Here is a 15,962-nt window from a genome sequence, read left to right as displayed (position 1 = left end):
TGTGTTCGCCGTCTTTGGGAAGCTCGCCGTCCTTTTTGCCGTCGCCTTCGCCCTCTTTCTTGCCTTCTCCGTCCTTTTTCCCGTCGCCCTCGCCTTCCTTCTTGCCCTCGCCGTCTTTTTTGCCTTCCCCTTCTTTCTGGCCCTCGCCGTCTTTTTTGCCTTCCCCTTCTTTCTGGCCTTCGCCGTCTTTTTTGCCTTCGCCGTCTTTTTTACCTTCCCCGTCTTTCTTGTCGGCGGCGGCCTCACCGGCACGCTTGTCGTCGCTCTTCGTCGTGGTGGGAATGACCTGGGGGGGCGGCAACGACTGGGTGGCGGAACCGTAGCGTTGCGCGATCTGGGAGGCCGGCATGATGTACGGCTGGGCCGGCGGCGCGGAATAACTCTTGACCGTCGTGGTCTGGTTGATCTGACTGAGCACCTGGGTGCCCGCCGAGTTGGTGACCGAAATCTGACCCACGCCACCATCCGCGTCTTGCAGCAAGGTGATGGTGTTTTCCTTGCCCTCGGCCTGAGCCTGCCCCGCCACGGTGGTACCCCGGATGCCGATTTCGGCCACCGGGGTCTTGAAGACCATGTTATTCGGACCCAGCTTGGCCACGGCGCCGCTGGTGAAGGTGAACACACCCTGCACCACATTGGTGGAGGATTTGCCGGTTCCGGCAGCCGGATCGAACTGCATGGACTCGATCACCAGACGGCCATTGTCTCCCAAGGCCACCGTGGACTTGTCGGCGTAGATCAGACCCACGCTTCCTTTGGCGCCGGTCTGGACAATATCCCCTTCCAGCAAGGCCATGCCCTGGGTGATGGGGATCTGCACCCCGGAACGAATCACAACGGCTTCACCCTTCACCGAATCCACGGTGCCGATTCCCGTCTGCCCGGGAGAGGCGGCGGCTTCGGCGTAGACCCCTGGCACCAGCGGTCCGGCCAGACGCGTCGCCAGATCCCCGGTGATGCGCGCTCCGGCGGAGGTCAGAAGATCCGGCGGCGTGGTCAACGAGAAGTATCCAGGGATCACCACCGATTGACCGGCGTGCTCTCCGGTGCCCCGCAGCATCAAATCCGCACCCTGCCGCTGAAACTCGGCCCGCAACATCATGTCGTCGCCCGGAACCACGATCCGTGACCCCTCGTGGGCACGATCCAGCACCTGCGAATCGATATTCAGGGGACGAAACGGGGTAAGTTCAATGCGCTTGGCCATGACGGACGACTCCTTCTTATTTTCCCACCAGCATGAATGCAGACCAGATGTACGGGTAAGACCACTCCTGAGAATCCATCAACTCCAAACGGGCCTCACGCAAGGATTCGTGGGGGGTCTTGCCATTCAGCAGACGCTTGTACAAGCCGGTCATCAAGGCCTGGGTACCTGCGTCGCTCACCTCCCACAACGAGGCGATCACCGATTCCGAACCCGCTTCCTGGAAGGAACGACGCAAACCGTAGACCCCTTCGCCTTCGTGAATCTCACCCAGACCGGTTTCGCACGCGGACAGCACGGTCAACCGGGTTCCGGTCAAATCCAGACCCAACACCTCCAAAGCTGTCAACACCCCATCGTTGCGGGTATCGATCTCTCCAAGGAAGGCGGCGTTGCTGTTGATGCCTGCAAAAGCAAGACCAGATCGCAACAAGGGATTGTCACCGGGCGGGGGAATGCTGACCTCGCCACCGCGCTGCATTTTCAAAAGCCGCTTTCTCAAGCTGTCATCGGCTTTGAGAAAAAATCCATGAGTGGCAATATGCAGCACTTCCGGAGGAGCGTCGATGGATTGCACCACCTTCTCCTGGGCATCGAACTTGAGAAACAGTCGATTGTTTTGGTTCGGATCCCCGGATTGACCCGTCTTCTTCGGATCTCCGGCCTGACCCAGAATCAGTTTTCCCTCCTTTTCGGCACCCGGCAACGGATCGAAGTGCAACCCGCGCATGCCCTGGGAAAAGGCCCGCATGCCCTCTTTCAACTCGCCGGAGGCGGAACGTTTGCCCTCGATCTCCTGAAGCACCTGACGATCCACCACCTTGTCCGAGTCGTAATCCGGACCCGCCAGAATCATCAAGCCCCCCTGGGCCGCCGGAATCTCCGAAGGCACCAGATCGCGACTGGAGGTGAGGATGTGCAGATCCAGGGTCTTGGCCAGATAAGCCCCTTCCTCATCCACCAGGGCATTGAAGGGCAGAATGTTCAGCAGTCCATCCGGCACCACATACACCACCTTGCGCTCCCCCAACGCCTCCTTGAGAGGCGCCCAGACCACCTCGTGGGTCTCTTGTCCGGCCTTGATCAGATCTTCGGGATCCAGATGTTCATCCTGGATGGCGGTGCGATAATCCACAATGACCTTTTGGATCTCATCCATGTCGGTCCGATAAGAGACCAAGGCAAAGACCGGTTTGCCCTTCTCGCGACGCACGGTTCCCGCCACCAGACGGTTTCTGCCATGCTCCGCATAGGTGATAAAATCCACCAATACCGCGTCTTCCGGGAGGTATTGGACCATTTTTTCCAGGGTGAGGGGATCCGTGGACCGGCGGAACCGCTTGCTCTCCCGCCCCAGATCCAGTTGCAGCTTGTCCACAGTCTCTTCGAGTTCGTGCAACACCCGCAGATGGTTCTCCTTGGTCTCCGGCGTCGGGCCGGAGAGGGTCAGGGCGGCCAGTTTTTTGCGGGCGGTGGTCAAACGACGCCCGATCACTTCCAATTGGGGATTCTTGGCCATCTGCACCACTTGGCGCATCTCGGCGGTGATCTTGAGCAGCAATCCCTTGCGCCGCAAACCCACCTCCAGCAACGCCTCCCCCCCGGCAACCGACTCCTGACGGGCCACCATCGACAGGAAGGTGTTGAACTCCTCCCGATGCAGCCGCACATACCCCTCCCGGGCATTGTCCCCGGTGGCCCACAACATGCGATTCAAAAACTCCGTGCGGCGCGTGAACCCTTCCCGTCGCAATCCATAGGCCTGCTGGATGGAGGCCTTGTCCTTCTTGGCCTCCAGCACATCCGCCAGGGTGTTGAGGGTTTCAAAGGTGTAGGGATGCTGCTTGCCCAACACCTGTTCATCCAGCTCCAACGCCTTTTTCAGCAACTCCTCGGCTTCCGGCAGACGCCCCATGTCCAGATACAAGGCACCCAGATCCCGCATGGAACGCAACACATCCATGTGCCGCTCCCCCAAAGCCGACTTGCGCAACTCCAGGGCCTTCTTGAACAGCTTTTCCGCCTCATCCCGCGCCCCGAGCTTGTGTCGCACCCGGGCGAGATTGTTCATGGCCTTGAGGGTCTTTTGATGGGACTCCCCATGAATGATGGTCCAATGGGCCAGCACCTTTTCAAACAAAGGTGCCGCTTCCTTGTAGTTCTGCTGCAACAGATACAGATAGGCGAGATTGTTCACGAACGCCAAAGCGTCCGGATGCTTCTCCCCCAGTTTGCGGGTCGATATGGCGATGGCGTTTTGATACAACGGCTCCGCCTTGTCGAAATTGCCCTGGCTTTCGTGCAACAAAGCCAGATTGTTCAACGTGGCCAGGGTTTCGGGATGATCCTCCCCGGAAAGCTTGCGGGAACTTTGCAAGGCGGCACGCAACAAAGGCTCGGCCTCGTCGTAAAGACCTTCGTTCTCATACACCAGACCCAGATTGTTCATCAGGTTGATCGAGGCCTGATGCTCGGTGCCCAGCACCTTGCGATACCCGTCGAGAACCTGAGCGTAAAGCTTTTCCGCCTCCGCCAGTTTGCCCTGACGGCGATAAATCCCCGCCAAACGATTCCGGGTGGCCAGAAGATTGGGATGATCCGCGCCCAGCATGGCCTGTTCGCCCTTCAACACCTCCTGAATCAAAGGCTCCGCCTTGTCGTATTCCCCCTGATCCTCGAACACCTGCACCAACGCCCCCTGGGCATCCAGCAGCGGTTGGACCAGCAACGGTTGAGATGCGGCATCCTTCTTGGCGAGGCCCATGACCTCCTCCAGAATCTTTCGGGCCTCGTCGAAACGGCCATCCCGACGAATCCACTCCGCCGCCTCCACCCGGGCGGTCAGCACCGCCGGCGTTCCAGCCGGCAAGGCGACCCGGTGAATCCCGTCCGCCTGCTCGTACAAGGCCAACGCCCCTTTGATATCCCCCTTGCGCCCGACGACCGCGGCGGTCAGGGTCAGACACTCCGCCAGACGGGGATGCCAGGATCCCAGACTCTTGTCGAAACGGGGACGGGCGGCCTCCAGCCACTGGAGCGCCGGATCCAGATTGCCCGAATTCACCAGCAGTCGCGCCAGAGTCATGCCCGCGTCCAGAGCGACGGGATGATCGGCCCCCACAGCCCCCTCCCATGCCGCCAGCACCGCCTTGCGGATCTCGACCGCCTTGGCCAAGCCCCCCCCGGCTTCCGCCAGATCCGCCTGCAAGGCTTGCACTTTCAGGGTTTCAGGATGGTCCGCCCCCAGAATCTCCACGCCCAAAGCATAAGCCTTGGCCAGTCCCGCCTCCGCCTCGGGAACCGCCCCGGCCTGATAGTGCAACAAAGCCTGCTCCCGCAACGCCACCAATACCGTGAAATGCTTGGGACCGAATTCGGTTTTGGCCATTTCCAAAGCCTTGCCCCCCCGGGCCAAGGCTCCAGCCGCATCCCCGCGCGCCATCAACGCGGCGGCTTCCTGGTTCAAGGCGGACCAAGCCCCCGCAGAGGCCGATTTTTCCGCAGACAATGCGGTCACGGTCGCCATCTTTGCGTTGAACCGCTCCGGAAGAGCCTCACGCAGCCGCAAAATGGCTTCATTGCTGGTGGCGAGTTCCTTCTGACGCTTGGCCTCGGCTGCCAAGCGGGCCGCCTTCAAGAAACGCTCCCAAGCCGACGCATCCCGTTTCGCTTCGGCCTCGACCGCCTGTTGCAGGGCTTCGGTCACCCCATCCTTGGACTGGACCGGAGCCGGATCCGCAGCCCATCCGGACCCGGGGCCCAAAAAAAGCCCCCAGACCAAGAGGCTCCATACCATGAAAACACGCCTCGCGGCTGACATCGAACCCGACGGACCTTGATTCGCACCGATCATTTCATCTCTCCAGGGGGCTTTTAAGGGCTGGATGCATCCGGTCCACTAGCCATTTTTGATCCGTTCGATCTCGGCGCGCACCAGCCGTTCGGCCACCTCGGGCAGATGTTCCAGCACCATTTCACGGGTGGTCTCACGGGCAATACGCTCCACAAGGGGTAAAAAGGCGTCACGGATCACGGCGACCCGTTGCGCGTCATCACCCGGCAAGGCCATTTCCTCGGCGCGAATGCGGTCGATCTCTTCCTGGATGACCTTGCGCGCCAAGTCGGGCAGCAGGGTTTTCACCAGTTCCCCCAACCCATCCCGGAATCCCGCGGTCAGCGAGGCCAGATGATCTTGTTGCGATGCCTGCATGCGCCATGCACTCCATGAATTTCGTTAACATGATTGATGGGCAGAATCCCAACATCCGGTTCATGCCATCAATATTCGGCATTAGGCATTATAACACAAAATAGATCCTGTGGGGTAAATTAATTTCGGCCCGGATTCAAAAAGGCCAGATCCAGGGAGTCAAAGTCACGGTAACGATTCCAACCAAAAAGAAAAGCGGCCAACCATAACGCATATAGTCCATAAAACGATAACCTCCCGCCCCTTGCACCATCAAATTGACCTGATAACCAATCGGCGTGACAAAAGCGGAAGAGGCCGCCACCAGCACCACGACGGCAAAGGGCATGACCGAGACATTCAAATCCCTGGCTGTAGCCATGGCGATAGGGAACATCAATACAGCGGTGGCGTTGTTGGTGACGATCTGGGTCAAAAGCGCGGTGACCAGATAGACCGCAGCCAACGAAGTCCAGGGATCCTGGTCCATGAATTGAATCAGCCGGGTGGCCAGAAAACGGGCCGCGCCACTGGTTTCCAGGGCGATACCCAGACTGAAGGAAGCGGCGATCACCAGCAGCACCTGCCATTCGACCGCCCGACGCGCCTCACCGCTGGTGACACAACCGGTCAGCAACATCAGACCGGCGGACAAAAGTGCCGCCTCCAGCGTGGCAAGCCCTCCCAGGGTGGCCATGGCGACAAAACCGAATAAAATCCCCAAAGCCACCGGTGCCCGCTGATGGCGCACCGGATGAAAATGTTCCACATTGCGCACCAGGAGAAAATCCCGGGTCAAACGATACTGGTCGAGAAAGGAGGGATGCGCCTCCAACAACAACTGATCCCCGGGGCGCAGGGTGATATCTCCGATTTTACCGGGCAATTTTTCTCCATTGCGGCCCACGGCCAGGATGGCGGCGTTATAAAGGGTGCGAAACCGTCCATCCCGCACGGTACGCCCCACCAAAGGACAGGAGTCGGAGACCACCGCCTCGGCCATGACCCGTTCCCGGGCCGGGGCATCGAGTTTGAACACCTGATCCGTGGCGGGCAGCAGGCCCCGCATGGCGCGCAAATGGGCCACGGAATCCACCACGCCGGTGAACAGCAATCGATCCCCCCCGTGGAGAATCTGGTGGGAAGAGACCGCGGGCAGCACTTCCCGGGTCCGGCGGATTTCCACCAGAAACAGACCCGGCAACTGTCTGAGGCCCGCCTCGCGGATGGATTTGCCTTCCAGAGGCCCACCGGGTTGCACCACCATTTCGACGGTGTATTCCCGGACATTGGCAAAGGATTCGGAGACCGTATGCCGCGCAGGCAAAAAGCGATTGCCGGTGATCAGGACATACCCCAGCACCGTTGCCGTCACCGGCAGACCGATGGCCGCCAGTTCCCACAAGGAAAACCCCCGCCCCCCGGAAGGCGCAAGCAACAAACCGTGCACAACCAGATTGGTGCTGGATCCCACCAGGGTACAGAGTCCGGCGGCGGAGGTCAGAAAGGCCAATGGCATCATCAATCCGGACATGGGGAGCCGATGGCGGGCCGCCCAGGCGCCAATGGCCGGAATGAACATGGCCACCACCGGGGTATTGTTGAGAAAGGGCGAAATCACCAGGATAGGCAAAGCGATGCGCCAGAGGGCATGACGCAGGGAACGGGGTTGTCCCAGGATGGTATCGGAGATCCAGCGCACGGCACCGGTCTCCTCCAATCCCGCGACCACCACATACAGCACTCCGACCGTGACCATGCCTTCATTGGCCAAGCCGGCCAAGGCCTGTTTGGGGGTCAGCACACCAAACAACAGCAGCAAGGTCACCCCCCCGAGCAACACCGCATCCGCCGAATGACGATTTCTGGCCAAAAGCAGCACACAAACCAAAATCACACCCAACGACAACCATGCCTGCCACATCATCGAAAAGACCCCTTTTCACCCGGGGGAAGAGAAGCGGAGAACGAATCGGCAAAAACGTTTTCAAACGATCCTGGCCATCGATTACACACCCCATCCACCCCACGTCAAGGGGACCGCACACTTTTTTGCTGCGAGACCACCCGCATTTTTTGCTTGACTCCCAGACCAGGAAATGGCATTTTTATGAAATCGATTGACACCCAGTACGGGTCGTTAGCTCAGTTGGTAGAGCAGCTGACTCTTAATCAGCGGGCCATAAGTTCGAGTCTTATACGACCCACCAATCAAAAAAAACGAAACATGGACGGCCACCTTCGGGTGGTCGTTTTTGTTTCGACAGTTCCGGATCAGACCCCATCCAATAAAAAACCTGAAGCCGCCATTCAAGACAGCTCCAGGTTTCATGACCATCAGACCGTTATCGTGGTGTGGTCAAACCACGATAACGACCCCCAAAAGACCCGATCAGCGACGTTTCCAGCTCTCTTTGCTGAGGAACGTTTCGCTTTGTTCAATGCATTGGCCCTTCCAGCCCGTTCCATCCGGCTCCATCAGACAAATGGTGGGCTTGTTCTCACCGGAATAGGCGATACCCAGCGTATTGCCGGTCATAAAAGCGATACCAGTATACTTGCCTTCAGAGTCCTCGTACTTGACCTGATAAGCCTCACCTTTCTTGGTGACGAGGGCGACACCTTCAAAATTGGACTTGTCCACAGCACTGACACCGGACACATCATAACTGCCGACAACAGCCGGGGCAGCAGCGGCCGGGGCAGCAGCGGCCGAGGCAGCGGCAGCCGGGGCGGCAGCAGCCGGGGCGGCAGCAGCCGGGGCGGCAGCAGCCGGGGCAGCAGCAGCCGGGGCAGCAGCAGCCGGGGCAGCAGCAGCCGGGGCGGCGGCATCAGGAGCGGCATCCACCAAAGTCGGCGAGATCCCACACAGACCTAACGTGAAAGCCGCGGCAACAGCACAGGAACTGCGCACTTGAAATTTTTGCATAGCACTACTCCTCTTTTTCCGAATACGGTGTGAGAAACATTACCGAAGAACATACAAACAGACCCGGACAAAGTCAATCACCAATAGAACTGATTTCCGGATGCCCTCTGCACCCGTGGCGACAACAATCGCACTTCCTGAGAAAAGGAAGGACCGGTTTATTGACTGTTCCCATCAAAACCTCCCCATCCTGAACGGTTGGAAAACGACGTTGCACCACTGACCGGGGTCAACGGGTGAAACAGCGAGGAGCATCCCATCCCCTGTCCATCACAAGAGGAGCGCGCCTCCAGAAATGCTCACTTGGATGAATTTGCAAATTTCCCTTGCCAAGGTGTGCAGATCATTTTACCGTGCACACGTAAAGATATGAATTGATGCCAATCAACCCAAGAAACGCATACCGATCATTTCATAATCATGAAGATTATACGGTTCATCTGACAGATCCGACGTTGAGGTAAACGACCAATGTTGCACAATCGTTTCGTTGGCCAGGACCAAAAAACGCATTCGGAGCACACCATTCCGAGACTTTCCCGCATCATCCGATCCATTCGCCGCATCCAGGCCTTCCGCACGGTCAGTTTCCGCATTCTGGCTGTGGTGGGGGTGATTGGAATCCTCAGCCTGTCCATCCTGGGTGGATTCCTGATCCACGGGATGGAAAAAAATCTGCTGCAACAAAACGAAGACAGCATCCTCAAACTGGCGGAACAGGCGGGTCAGGGATTGCAGACCATCATGCTGGCCGGCTATGCGGATATTGCACGCAACTATTCCGACAACCTCAAAAAAGTCCCCGGACTGCTCGAATTTCGCATTCTGAATCGCTACGGTCGCGAGGCCTTTCATCCCGAAGGAGAACCGGGCTTCGAGGCCAAAGGCGCCATTCTTGACGCCTTCAAGCAGGCGATCCAGGAGAAAAAACCCGCCTCTTTCATCGAGATCGGGGAAAACGGCAACCAGCGTACCCTGTTGATGCCTCTACTCAACCATACCCGTTGTCACGCCTGCCACGGGGGGGATCATGAAGTGCGGGGGGTATTCCAGTTGACCGTCTCCCTGAACGCCATGGAACAAGAAATCGCCCAGGCACGCACCCAGGCCATTCTGGGCATCATTGGCGCGGTGGGACTGTTTCTGGTGTTGCTGGGGGCTTTCCTGGCCCGGTCGCTGAGAGCGCCGTTGCAATCCATCAGCTCCGCCATCGAAGAGGTGGCCAACGGCAACCTGACCAGTCGCATCGCCACTCCCGGCGACGACGAAATCACCGCCATCGCGGTCAATGTGAATCGGCTCAAAGAAAAACTCATCGAGACGATCCGCATGATCAACCTGCAATCCGGCAGCATTACCGCCTTCATCCGGGAAGTCCTGAAACTGCGCGCCGCCATTGGCGCCGACGCCTCGGGGATTCAAAAGCTCTCCGGGGGGGTGGCGGATGAAAATGACCGCTTGGCTGCCGAAATCCACCACATGATGCAACTGTTGAATCAATCCCTGGACAACATTTCCGCCATCGCCACGGAAGCGGAAAGCGTGGCCAATGGCATCCAGGGAACCGCCCGCAATGCCGACCATGCCAGTCAAAACGTCACCACCATGGCCATGGCCGCCGAAGAGATGACCACCAACCTCAACGAAGTGAATCACAGCCTGAGTCAGGTCAGCCACTCCGTGACCCGTGTGGCCAGTTCCATTCAAGAGATGACCACTTCCCTGGCCGGGGTGGGTCAACGCTGCGAAAACGCCAATCACGACTCCCGCCAGGCCCACGATTACGCCCTGGAGGCCTTCTCGGCGGTGGATGACCTTTCCAATTCGGCCAGCGAGATCGGCAACGTGGTGGAGATGATCCAGGCCATCGCGGAACAGACCAACATGCTCGCCTTGAACGCCGCCATCGAAGCCGCCGGGGCCGGCGAAGCGGGCAAAGGGTTTGCCGTGGTCGCCAACGAGGTCAAGGAACTGGCTTTGCAAACCGGTCGCGCCACCCATCAGATCTCTCTCAAGATCGAAGACATCCAATCCGGAACCGCCAACGTGGTGGAACGGGTCAAAGAGATCACGGTGATCGTGGAAAAAATCAACGCGGCCAACAGCGAAATCCTGCACGCGGTAGACGAACAGCATGTGATGATCCAGGGGATCGCGGAAGCCATGTCGGAGGTGACAGCGGCCACCACCATGGTGACCCAGAATGCCGACACCCTGAACAACGCCGCCCAGCAGGTGGCCCGTTCCGCCTCCGAAGCGGCCCTGGGCACGGCGGAGATTGCCACCACCAGTTCCGTGGTGGCGGGTTCGGCGAGCGGCATGGCGGAACAGTCGGACGCAGCGCTTCAGTTTGTCCGGACCGTGCTCTCCTCCTTCACCACCACGGAAGCCGCCTCCGATACCGTGCGTCGCAGCATGCAGGACGCCTTGAAAGCCGTGGGGCGTTTGCATGGCACGGTCAACCATTTCCACGCCCTGGGGGATGTGGCCAGCAACATCAGCGACGCGCTTTACGCCGCCCAATCCTCCTTGGATATCGGTCCCGAACTGTTCGACATCCGCAAACTGAAAGAATCCATTCTCCACCTGCTGGGCCGCCTGGAGCAGGCCACCCATGGAGACGTTCCTTTAACGGTCACCGATGTCAACGCCTTGTGCGCGGTATGCGCCTGGGAACGGACCGCCGAAGCGGAACTCGGCGCACGCCCGGTGTTCCAGCGCATGAAAGAGACCCACCAGCAGATCCATCAGACCTGCGACGAGGTGATCCAGCGACTCGGCGCACAACGCAACGAACAGGCCGCCGCCGATGCCATGCGCTTTTTCTGCGCGTTACAGCACACCTTTTTCGAGCAACTCGATCAGATTTATCTGGGCCGGGAGAGTGTGGGCGCCTACCGTCCGTTGATCACCTGGACGGAAAAAATGGCGGTCAACGTACCCCCGTTGGATGCGGACCACCGGCAACTCATCAGCCTGATCAACGAACTCCACGCCGCGGTGCAGTTGGGCAAGGGGCAGTCTCTGCTCAACCAGATCGTGGAAAATCTGCTCAACTACACCCGTACCCACTTTGCCCGCGAGGAACGGTACCTGGAGTCCATTGGCTTTCCCGGACAAGAGGCCCACAAGGAGGAACATCGCCAGTTTTGCGATCAGGTGGTGATCTATCAGCAAAAACTGCTCGACGATCCCTTTGCCCTGTCCAGCGATGTGTTGCAATTCCTGCGCAACTGGCTTATCCACCACATCCAGGGATCGGACATGGCCTACCGCAACCATATGGAATCCAAAAAGAAGCCCGTCTGATGGTCCACACCCCAGCCTGACGCCATCCCATCCGCCCCCTCACGCGGATCCGGGTGGATTTCACGCCTCCGGGTTGCCGGCGGGGACCGAACGACCTTCCTGCAACTTGAAAACCGCGATGGAGTGTTCCAACCGGTCGGAAGCGACCCGCAACTCCTGGGCGATATCGCTCACCCGTCCCGAGGTGAATACGCTATCCCGCACTACCCGATCCAATCGGCTCACCGCCTCGGAGATCCGTCGCGCGCTGTCGTTTTGATTGCCGGACAGCTGATCGATCCGTCGCACTTCCTCGGCGGTACGGGTGATCCAGGGCACCAACTCCTCCAGTACATCCCCCACCCGTTTGGCCGTGGCCAGGGTGCTGGCGGTGATCTGACCGATCTCTTCGGCGGCGTCCCGACTGCGTTCCGCCAGTTTGCGCACCTCTCCCGCCACCACGGCGAAGCCTCGACCCACATCCCCGGCCCGGGCCGCCTCAATGGCGGCATTGAGGGCCAGCAGATTGGTCTGACGGGCAATCTCTTGAATGATGCCGGTCTTCTCCGCCACTTCGGCCATGGCGGCAATGGCCTCGCGCACGGTCTCACCCCCCTCCACCGCCCGACCGGCGGCCTGTCGGGCCACCTGCTCGGCGGATTTGGAGCGTTCCACACTCTCCCAGATGCCGCCGATGATGACCTGCATGAAGCGGGCGACCTCCTCGGAAACCGATGTAGTCTGCCCGGTTCCCTGTTCCAACTCCTCCCGCACCTTCAGAAACGACCCGATCCCCGACGACAAGGTCCGGGATTGCTCCTGAACCGTCAAAATAGTCTCCTCCAGGTTGTCGGCCATGGTGTTGACATGGCGCCCGATCTCCGACACCTCATCCCGCGCCCCCGGGGCGACGCTCAGGCGGGGACGCAGATCCCCGGCGGCGATCACTTCGATCACCCCCCGCATCCGGGACAAAGGACGGGTCACCAGCCGCTTGAAAATCTCCCAGGAGGACCACAAGAACAACGCCAAAAACGCCACCAGCGCCATTCCGAGTTCCCCCCGCACCCGATGAATCCGGGCTTCCGATTCGCTTAAGGAGAGGGTCAGATGCAACACACCCCGCACCTGGTGGTCTGGACCGTGACAGGCGTGACACTCGGGTTTGTTGATCAGGGGCACCCAATAATTCACCCGCGTGAAGCCATCCTCCCCCTGACTCAACACAGAAACCGGCTGCTGCCCTTCCACCGCCTTGGCAAACTCCGGACTAACCTTTCCGGAATCAAAATGGGTAAACCCAACATAACCATTCTCGTTCGGACTGGCGCCATTCTCCGCACGGAAGGCTTCCTGCGCATCCAGCCGCAGCACCTGGAAGAGATCGACTCCTTTCACCCCCTTGAGGCTTTCGGCGTAACGACGGGCCACATCCGAATTGCCCCCCAGCATGATGGACTCGATTCCCCGCAATGCGGTTTCGGTCAGTTGTCGCACGTTCTGCTCGGATTGCTCGACGATGCCCGCCTGCATCCGATGGAGCGCGATCCCCCCCATCCCGAGCAGACTCCCGGTTCCCGCAATGCCGGCCACCAGCAACAACCGGATGCCAATGGAATGTTTCAGCCTTGAAGTCACGGCCATGCGGTTCACCCCCTTCAGTCCCATTCATTGCACACAAGGAGACAACATCCTGCGACGCGAACCAACCGCATACCCTGATATCATTACTACAAAGATCCATGCCATCACAATATCCGGTCGATCAACTTACGCAAAAAATGCAAAATTTTTGCGGGCTGTTACATATTCATCTCATTTTTTCCCCCTGTCACACGCCTTCAGATGGGCCGTGACCAGTCGTACCACCTGCTTCGGATCATCCGTGATCACAAACAGATCCAGGTCTTCCGGAGAGATGGTTCCTGCGGCCAACAGGGTATTGCGCATCCAATCCACCAGCCCTTTCCAGTATTCCGAACCGAACAGGATCATGGGAAACGGACGGGATTTGCGGGTCTGAACCAGGGTCAACGCCTCGAACAGTTCATCCAGGGTACCGAAGCCGCCAGGAAAGACCACCATCGCCTCCGCATGTTTGGCGAACATCAGCTTGCGCACAAAAAAGTACCGAAAGGCCATGCGTATATCCAGATAGGGATTGGAATGCTCCTCGAAGGGCAGTTCGATATTCAACCCCACGGAAATGCCCCCTTTTTTATAGCATCCCCGGTTGGCCGCCTCCATGATCCCCGGCCCGCCGCCGGTGATCACCGAGATTCCCTGGCGCGACAACGCCCTGGCCACCTTGTGGGCCAGTTTGTAATAACGGGACTCCTTCGGCGTGCGGGCGGAACCGAAAATGGTCACCGCCCGACCCAGCCCCCGCAACGACTCAATGCCATCGATCAATTCGGCCTGAATGCGGAAAATTCTCCAGGCTTCGCTTGTCTTGAAATCCTCGACCTCTTTCATGCTTTCCTCGCCTTGGTTCTTGCGGCAGCCCATGCCCCCGGTATCCGGTGACATCGAAAGGGATTGTCTCACGGCGCCATTTTTTGTAGTGTTCCCGCGTCCAGTCGATAGTGATGATCCGCACGGGCGGCCAATTCCGGATTGTGGGTGACCAGCACCATGGCGGCTTGCCAACTCCGGGCCAAACGAAACAACAGCGCCACGATCCGCCCTCCGGTCTCCAGATCCAGATTGCCGGTCGGTTCGTCGGCCAGGATCAACGCGGGACGAGCCACGAAAGCACGGGCGATGGCCACCCGTTGCTGCTCTCCGCCGGACATCTCCAAAGGTCGATGGTCGGCCCGATCACGCAGTCCCACCTGATCGAGCATGACCTGCGCCCGTTCCATGGCATCCCGGACGCCGGCCAACTCCAGGGGCAGGGCCACGTTTTCCAACGCGGTCAGAGTGGTGATGAGATGAAAATCCTGAAAGACAATCCCCATGCGTCCACCCCGCAACCGGGCCAGATCATCATGGGTGAGACCGGCGAAATCCTGGCCATCGACCCGGATCCGCCCCCTGGTGGCCCGCTCCACCCCGGCGATCAAAGCCAGAAGCGTACTTTTGCCGCTCCCCGACGGCCCGGTTAAAGCGACGATCTCGCCGGAAGCCACCGTCAGATCCACCCCGCGCAGGATCTCCAGAGGTCGCCCGGCATGAACCACCGCATACTCCACGGATTCCAAGATGATCATCTTCCACTCCCTGTCCCTGTCTGGTCCATTCCGACCTTTTCACCGTCACACCCGTGGTGCACGGTTGTCCCTCACCCTTGTTATGGGAGTTTTGCTCATGTGCGCAACCCTGGCAACCGCCTCTGAAACCCCGGTGATTCTTTGTCTTGGAGACAGCCTCACCGCCGGTTTCGGCGTGCCTCCGGGAGCCGACTATCCGGCCTTGCTGCAAAACAAACTCCGGGAACACGGATATCCCCACCGGGTGGTCAACGCCGGACTCTCCGGGGATACCACAGCCGGCGCCCTGCGTCGTCTGGATTGGTCCCTGCGCTCCAAGCCGACCATCGCCATCGTGGTTCTGGGGGCCAACGACGGACTGCGGGGACTGGATCTGACCGACATGAAACACAATCTGCTGGCCATCACCACCCGGTTGCGCCAGTCCGGGGTATCGCTCCTGCTGCTGGGAGGCATGCGTCTGCCCCCCAACTACGGAGCGGGTCACGACTCCCGGTTTCAGGCCATCTATCCCGAGGTGGCGGAAGAGAGCGGAGCGGAACTGATTCCCTTTTTTCTAGAGGGGGTGGCGGGCAAGCCCGGCTTGAACCAACCCGACGGCATCCATCCCACGGAGGCCGGCTATCGGGTGGTGTTGGAGAATGTCTGGCGTCACCTGTCGCCGCGATTGGAATCGGCATCCTCGGCCCAATCCTCCCGACCGAAATAATGACGCCATCCGATCACCAACCCGGACGCCACCTGTACCAGCACCAATCCGACGTAGATCAGCGTCGGCCGATAGATCCCATCCCGCAGGCCGGCCATGGCATTGAACCGGATGAAGTCCGATAGAAACAAAAGATGCACCGCGTTGATTCCCACCCCGATCAACGCGGCGGGCGCGCTGGCCCGCCCCACAAAAAAAGCCAGAACACCGGGCAACACCGTCAAATAGCCCCCCAGCAACGGCACCAGCACCAGAACAAAGGAAATCAGCAGGATAACCCCTCCAAACAAACCCATGCATCACCTCGTTTCAAAAAATCGCATGCCCCATGGCGGCTTGCGGGGTATCAAAAACGATCCGATCTTTGCTATCATTCCATCTCGTCATTCAGCAATACATATCAAGATGGGCGGATCACCAAATCTTAA

General features: G+C 59.3%; 10 protein-coding genes, 1 tRNA gene and 1 pseudogene. 3 read left to right on the top strand and 9 right to left on the bottom strand.

Annotated elements, in window-relative coordinates; translation table 11 throughout:
• Window positions 1-475: 475 nt before the first annotated feature.
• The 4 genes and pseudogenes from HQL98_05755 to HQL98_05740 form a co-directional block, all read right to left on the bottom strand.
• Window positions 476-1,207: pseudogene (locus tag HQL98_05755) on the bottom strand (FecR domain-containing protein).
• A gap of 16 nt (window positions 1,208-1,223) precedes the next feature.
• Window positions 1,224-5,003 (bottom strand): tetratricopeptide repeat protein, encoded by a 3,780-nt coding sequence (locus HQL98_05750; protein MBF0271566.1) that lies wholly within the window; start codon window positions 5,001-5,003, stop codon window positions 1,224-1,226.
• A 102-nt stretch (window positions 5,004-5,105) separates the two neighbouring features.
• Entirely contained in the window at window positions 5,106-5,417 is a 312-nt protein-coding gene (locus HQL98_05745) for a hypothetical protein (protein ID MBF0271565.1), read from the bottom strand.
• Window positions 5,418-5,553: 136 nt separating this feature from the next.
• On the bottom strand, window positions 5,554-7,323 hold the full coding sequence (locus HQL98_05740) for an SLC13 family permease (protein MBF0271564.1): 1,770 nt from the start codon (window positions 7,321-7,323) through the stop codon (window positions 5,554-5,556).
• A gap of 207 nt (window positions 7,324-7,530) precedes the next feature.
• Between HQL98_05740 and HQL98_05735 the strand changes: the two genes are divergently transcribed.
• Window positions 7,531-7,606, top strand: a tRNA-Lys gene (locus HQL98_05735).
• Between the two features lie 182 nt (window positions 7,607-7,788).
• Here the strand turns inward: HQL98_05735 and HQL98_05730 are convergent.
• Window positions 7,789-8,325: a hypothetical protein gene (locus HQL98_05730; GenBank protein ID MBF0271563.1), complete on the bottom strand. Its 537-nt coding sequence runs from the start codon at window positions 8,323-8,325 to the stop codon at window positions 7,789-7,791.
• Window positions 8,326-8,796: 471 nt separating this feature from the next.
• On the opposite strand from HQL98_05730, the gene HQL98_05725 reads away from it, so the two are divergent.
• Window positions 8,797-11,634: a bacteriohemerythrin gene (locus HQL98_05725; protein ID MBF0271562.1), complete on the top strand. Its 2,838-nt coding sequence runs from the start codon at window positions 8,797-8,799 to the stop codon at window positions 11,632-11,634.
• 60 nt (window positions 11,635-11,694) lie between these two features.
• On the opposite strand, the gene HQL98_05720 is transcribed toward HQL98_05725, so the two are convergent.
• The 3 genes from HQL98_05720 to HQL98_05710 form a co-directional block, all read right to left on the bottom strand.
• Complete coding sequence (locus HQL98_05720) at window positions 11,695-13,257, bottom strand: methyl-accepting chemotaxis protein (GenBank protein ID MBF0271561.1); 1,563 nt, start codon at window positions 13,255-13,257, stop codon at window positions 11,695-11,697.
• Between the two features lie 171 nt (window positions 13,258-13,428).
• Complete coding sequence (locus HQL98_05715) at window positions 13,429-14,088, bottom strand: TIGR00730 family Rossman fold protein (protein ID MBF0271560.1); 660 nt, start codon at window positions 14,086-14,088, stop codon at window positions 13,429-13,431.
• Window positions 14,089-14,156: 68 nt separating this feature from the next.
• A complete protein-coding gene (locus HQL98_05710; protein MBF0271559.1) occupies window positions 14,157-14,825 on the bottom strand; it encodes an ABC transporter ATP-binding protein in 669 nt (222 codons plus the stop codon).
• 97 nt (window positions 14,826-14,922) lie between these two features.
• On the opposite strand from HQL98_05710, the gene HQL98_05705 reads away from it, so the two are divergent.
• Window positions 14,923-15,534, top strand: coding sequence for an arylesterase (locus tag HQL98_05705; GenBank protein MBF0271558.1), 612 nt, complete (start codon window positions 14,923-14,925; stop codon window positions 15,532-15,534).
• Here the strand turns inward: HQL98_05705 and HQL98_05700 are convergent.
• Window positions 15,477-15,830, bottom strand: coding sequence for a hypothetical protein (locus HQL98_05700; protein ID MBF0271557.1), 354 nt, complete (start codon window positions 15,828-15,830; stop codon window positions 15,477-15,479). The two genes, HQL98_05705 and HQL98_05700, sit on opposite strands and share 58 nt — an antisense overlap.
• Window positions 15,831-15,962: the final 132 nt, after the last annotated feature.

This window comes from Magnetococcales bacterium (genome assembly GCA_015231755.1).
In the GTDB taxonomy this organism is placed as follows: Bacteria; Pseudomonadota; Magnetococcia; order Magnetococcales; family Magnetaquicoccaceae; genus Magnetaquiglobus.
This window is presented reverse-complemented; position numbering and strand designations above follow the sequence as displayed.

What these genes read in the sequence shown, in the direction of transcription:
- HQL98_05750 (MBF0271566.1), bottom strand. Translation starts at nt 5,003, where the DNA reads ATGGTATGGAGCCTCTTGGTCTGGGGGCTTTTTTTGGGCCCCGGGTCC.
- HQL98_05745 (MBF0271565.1), bottom strand. Translation starts at nt 5,417, where the DNA reads ATGCAGGCATCGCAACAAGATCATCTGGCCTCGCTGACCGCGGGATTC.
- HQL98_05740 (MBF0271564.1), bottom strand. Translation starts at nt 7,323, where the DNA reads ATGATGTGGCAGGCATGGTTGTCGTTGGGTGTGATTTTGGTTTGTGTG.
- HQL98_05730 (MBF0271563.1), bottom strand. Translation starts at nt 8,325, where the DNA reads ATGCAAAAATTTCAAGTGCGCAGTTCCTGTGCTGTTGCCGCGGCTTTC.
- HQL98_05725 (MBF0271562.1), top strand. Translation starts at nt 8,797, where the DNA reads ATGTTGCACAATCGTTTCGTTGGCCAGGACCAAAAAACGCATTCGGAG.
- HQL98_05720 (MBF0271561.1), bottom strand. Translation starts at nt 13,257, where the DNA reads ATGGCCGTGACTTCAAGGCTGAAACATTCCATTGGCATCCGGTTGTTG.
- HQL98_05715 (MBF0271560.1), bottom strand. Translation starts at nt 14,088, where the DNA reads ATGAAAGAGGTCGAGGATTTCAAGACAAGCGAAGCCTGGAGAATTTTC.
- HQL98_05710 (MBF0271559.1), bottom strand. Translation starts at nt 14,825, where the DNA reads ATGATCATCTTGGAATCCGTGGAGTATGCGGTGGTTCATGCCGGGCGA.
- HQL98_05705 (MBF0271558.1), top strand. Translation starts at nt 14,923, where the DNA reads ATGTGCGCAACCCTGGCAACCGCCTCTGAAACCCCGGTGATTCTTTGT.
- HQL98_05700 (MBF0271557.1), bottom strand. Translation starts at nt 15,830, where the DNA reads ATGGGTTTGTTTGGAGGGGTTATCCTGCTGATTTCCTTTGTTCTGGTG.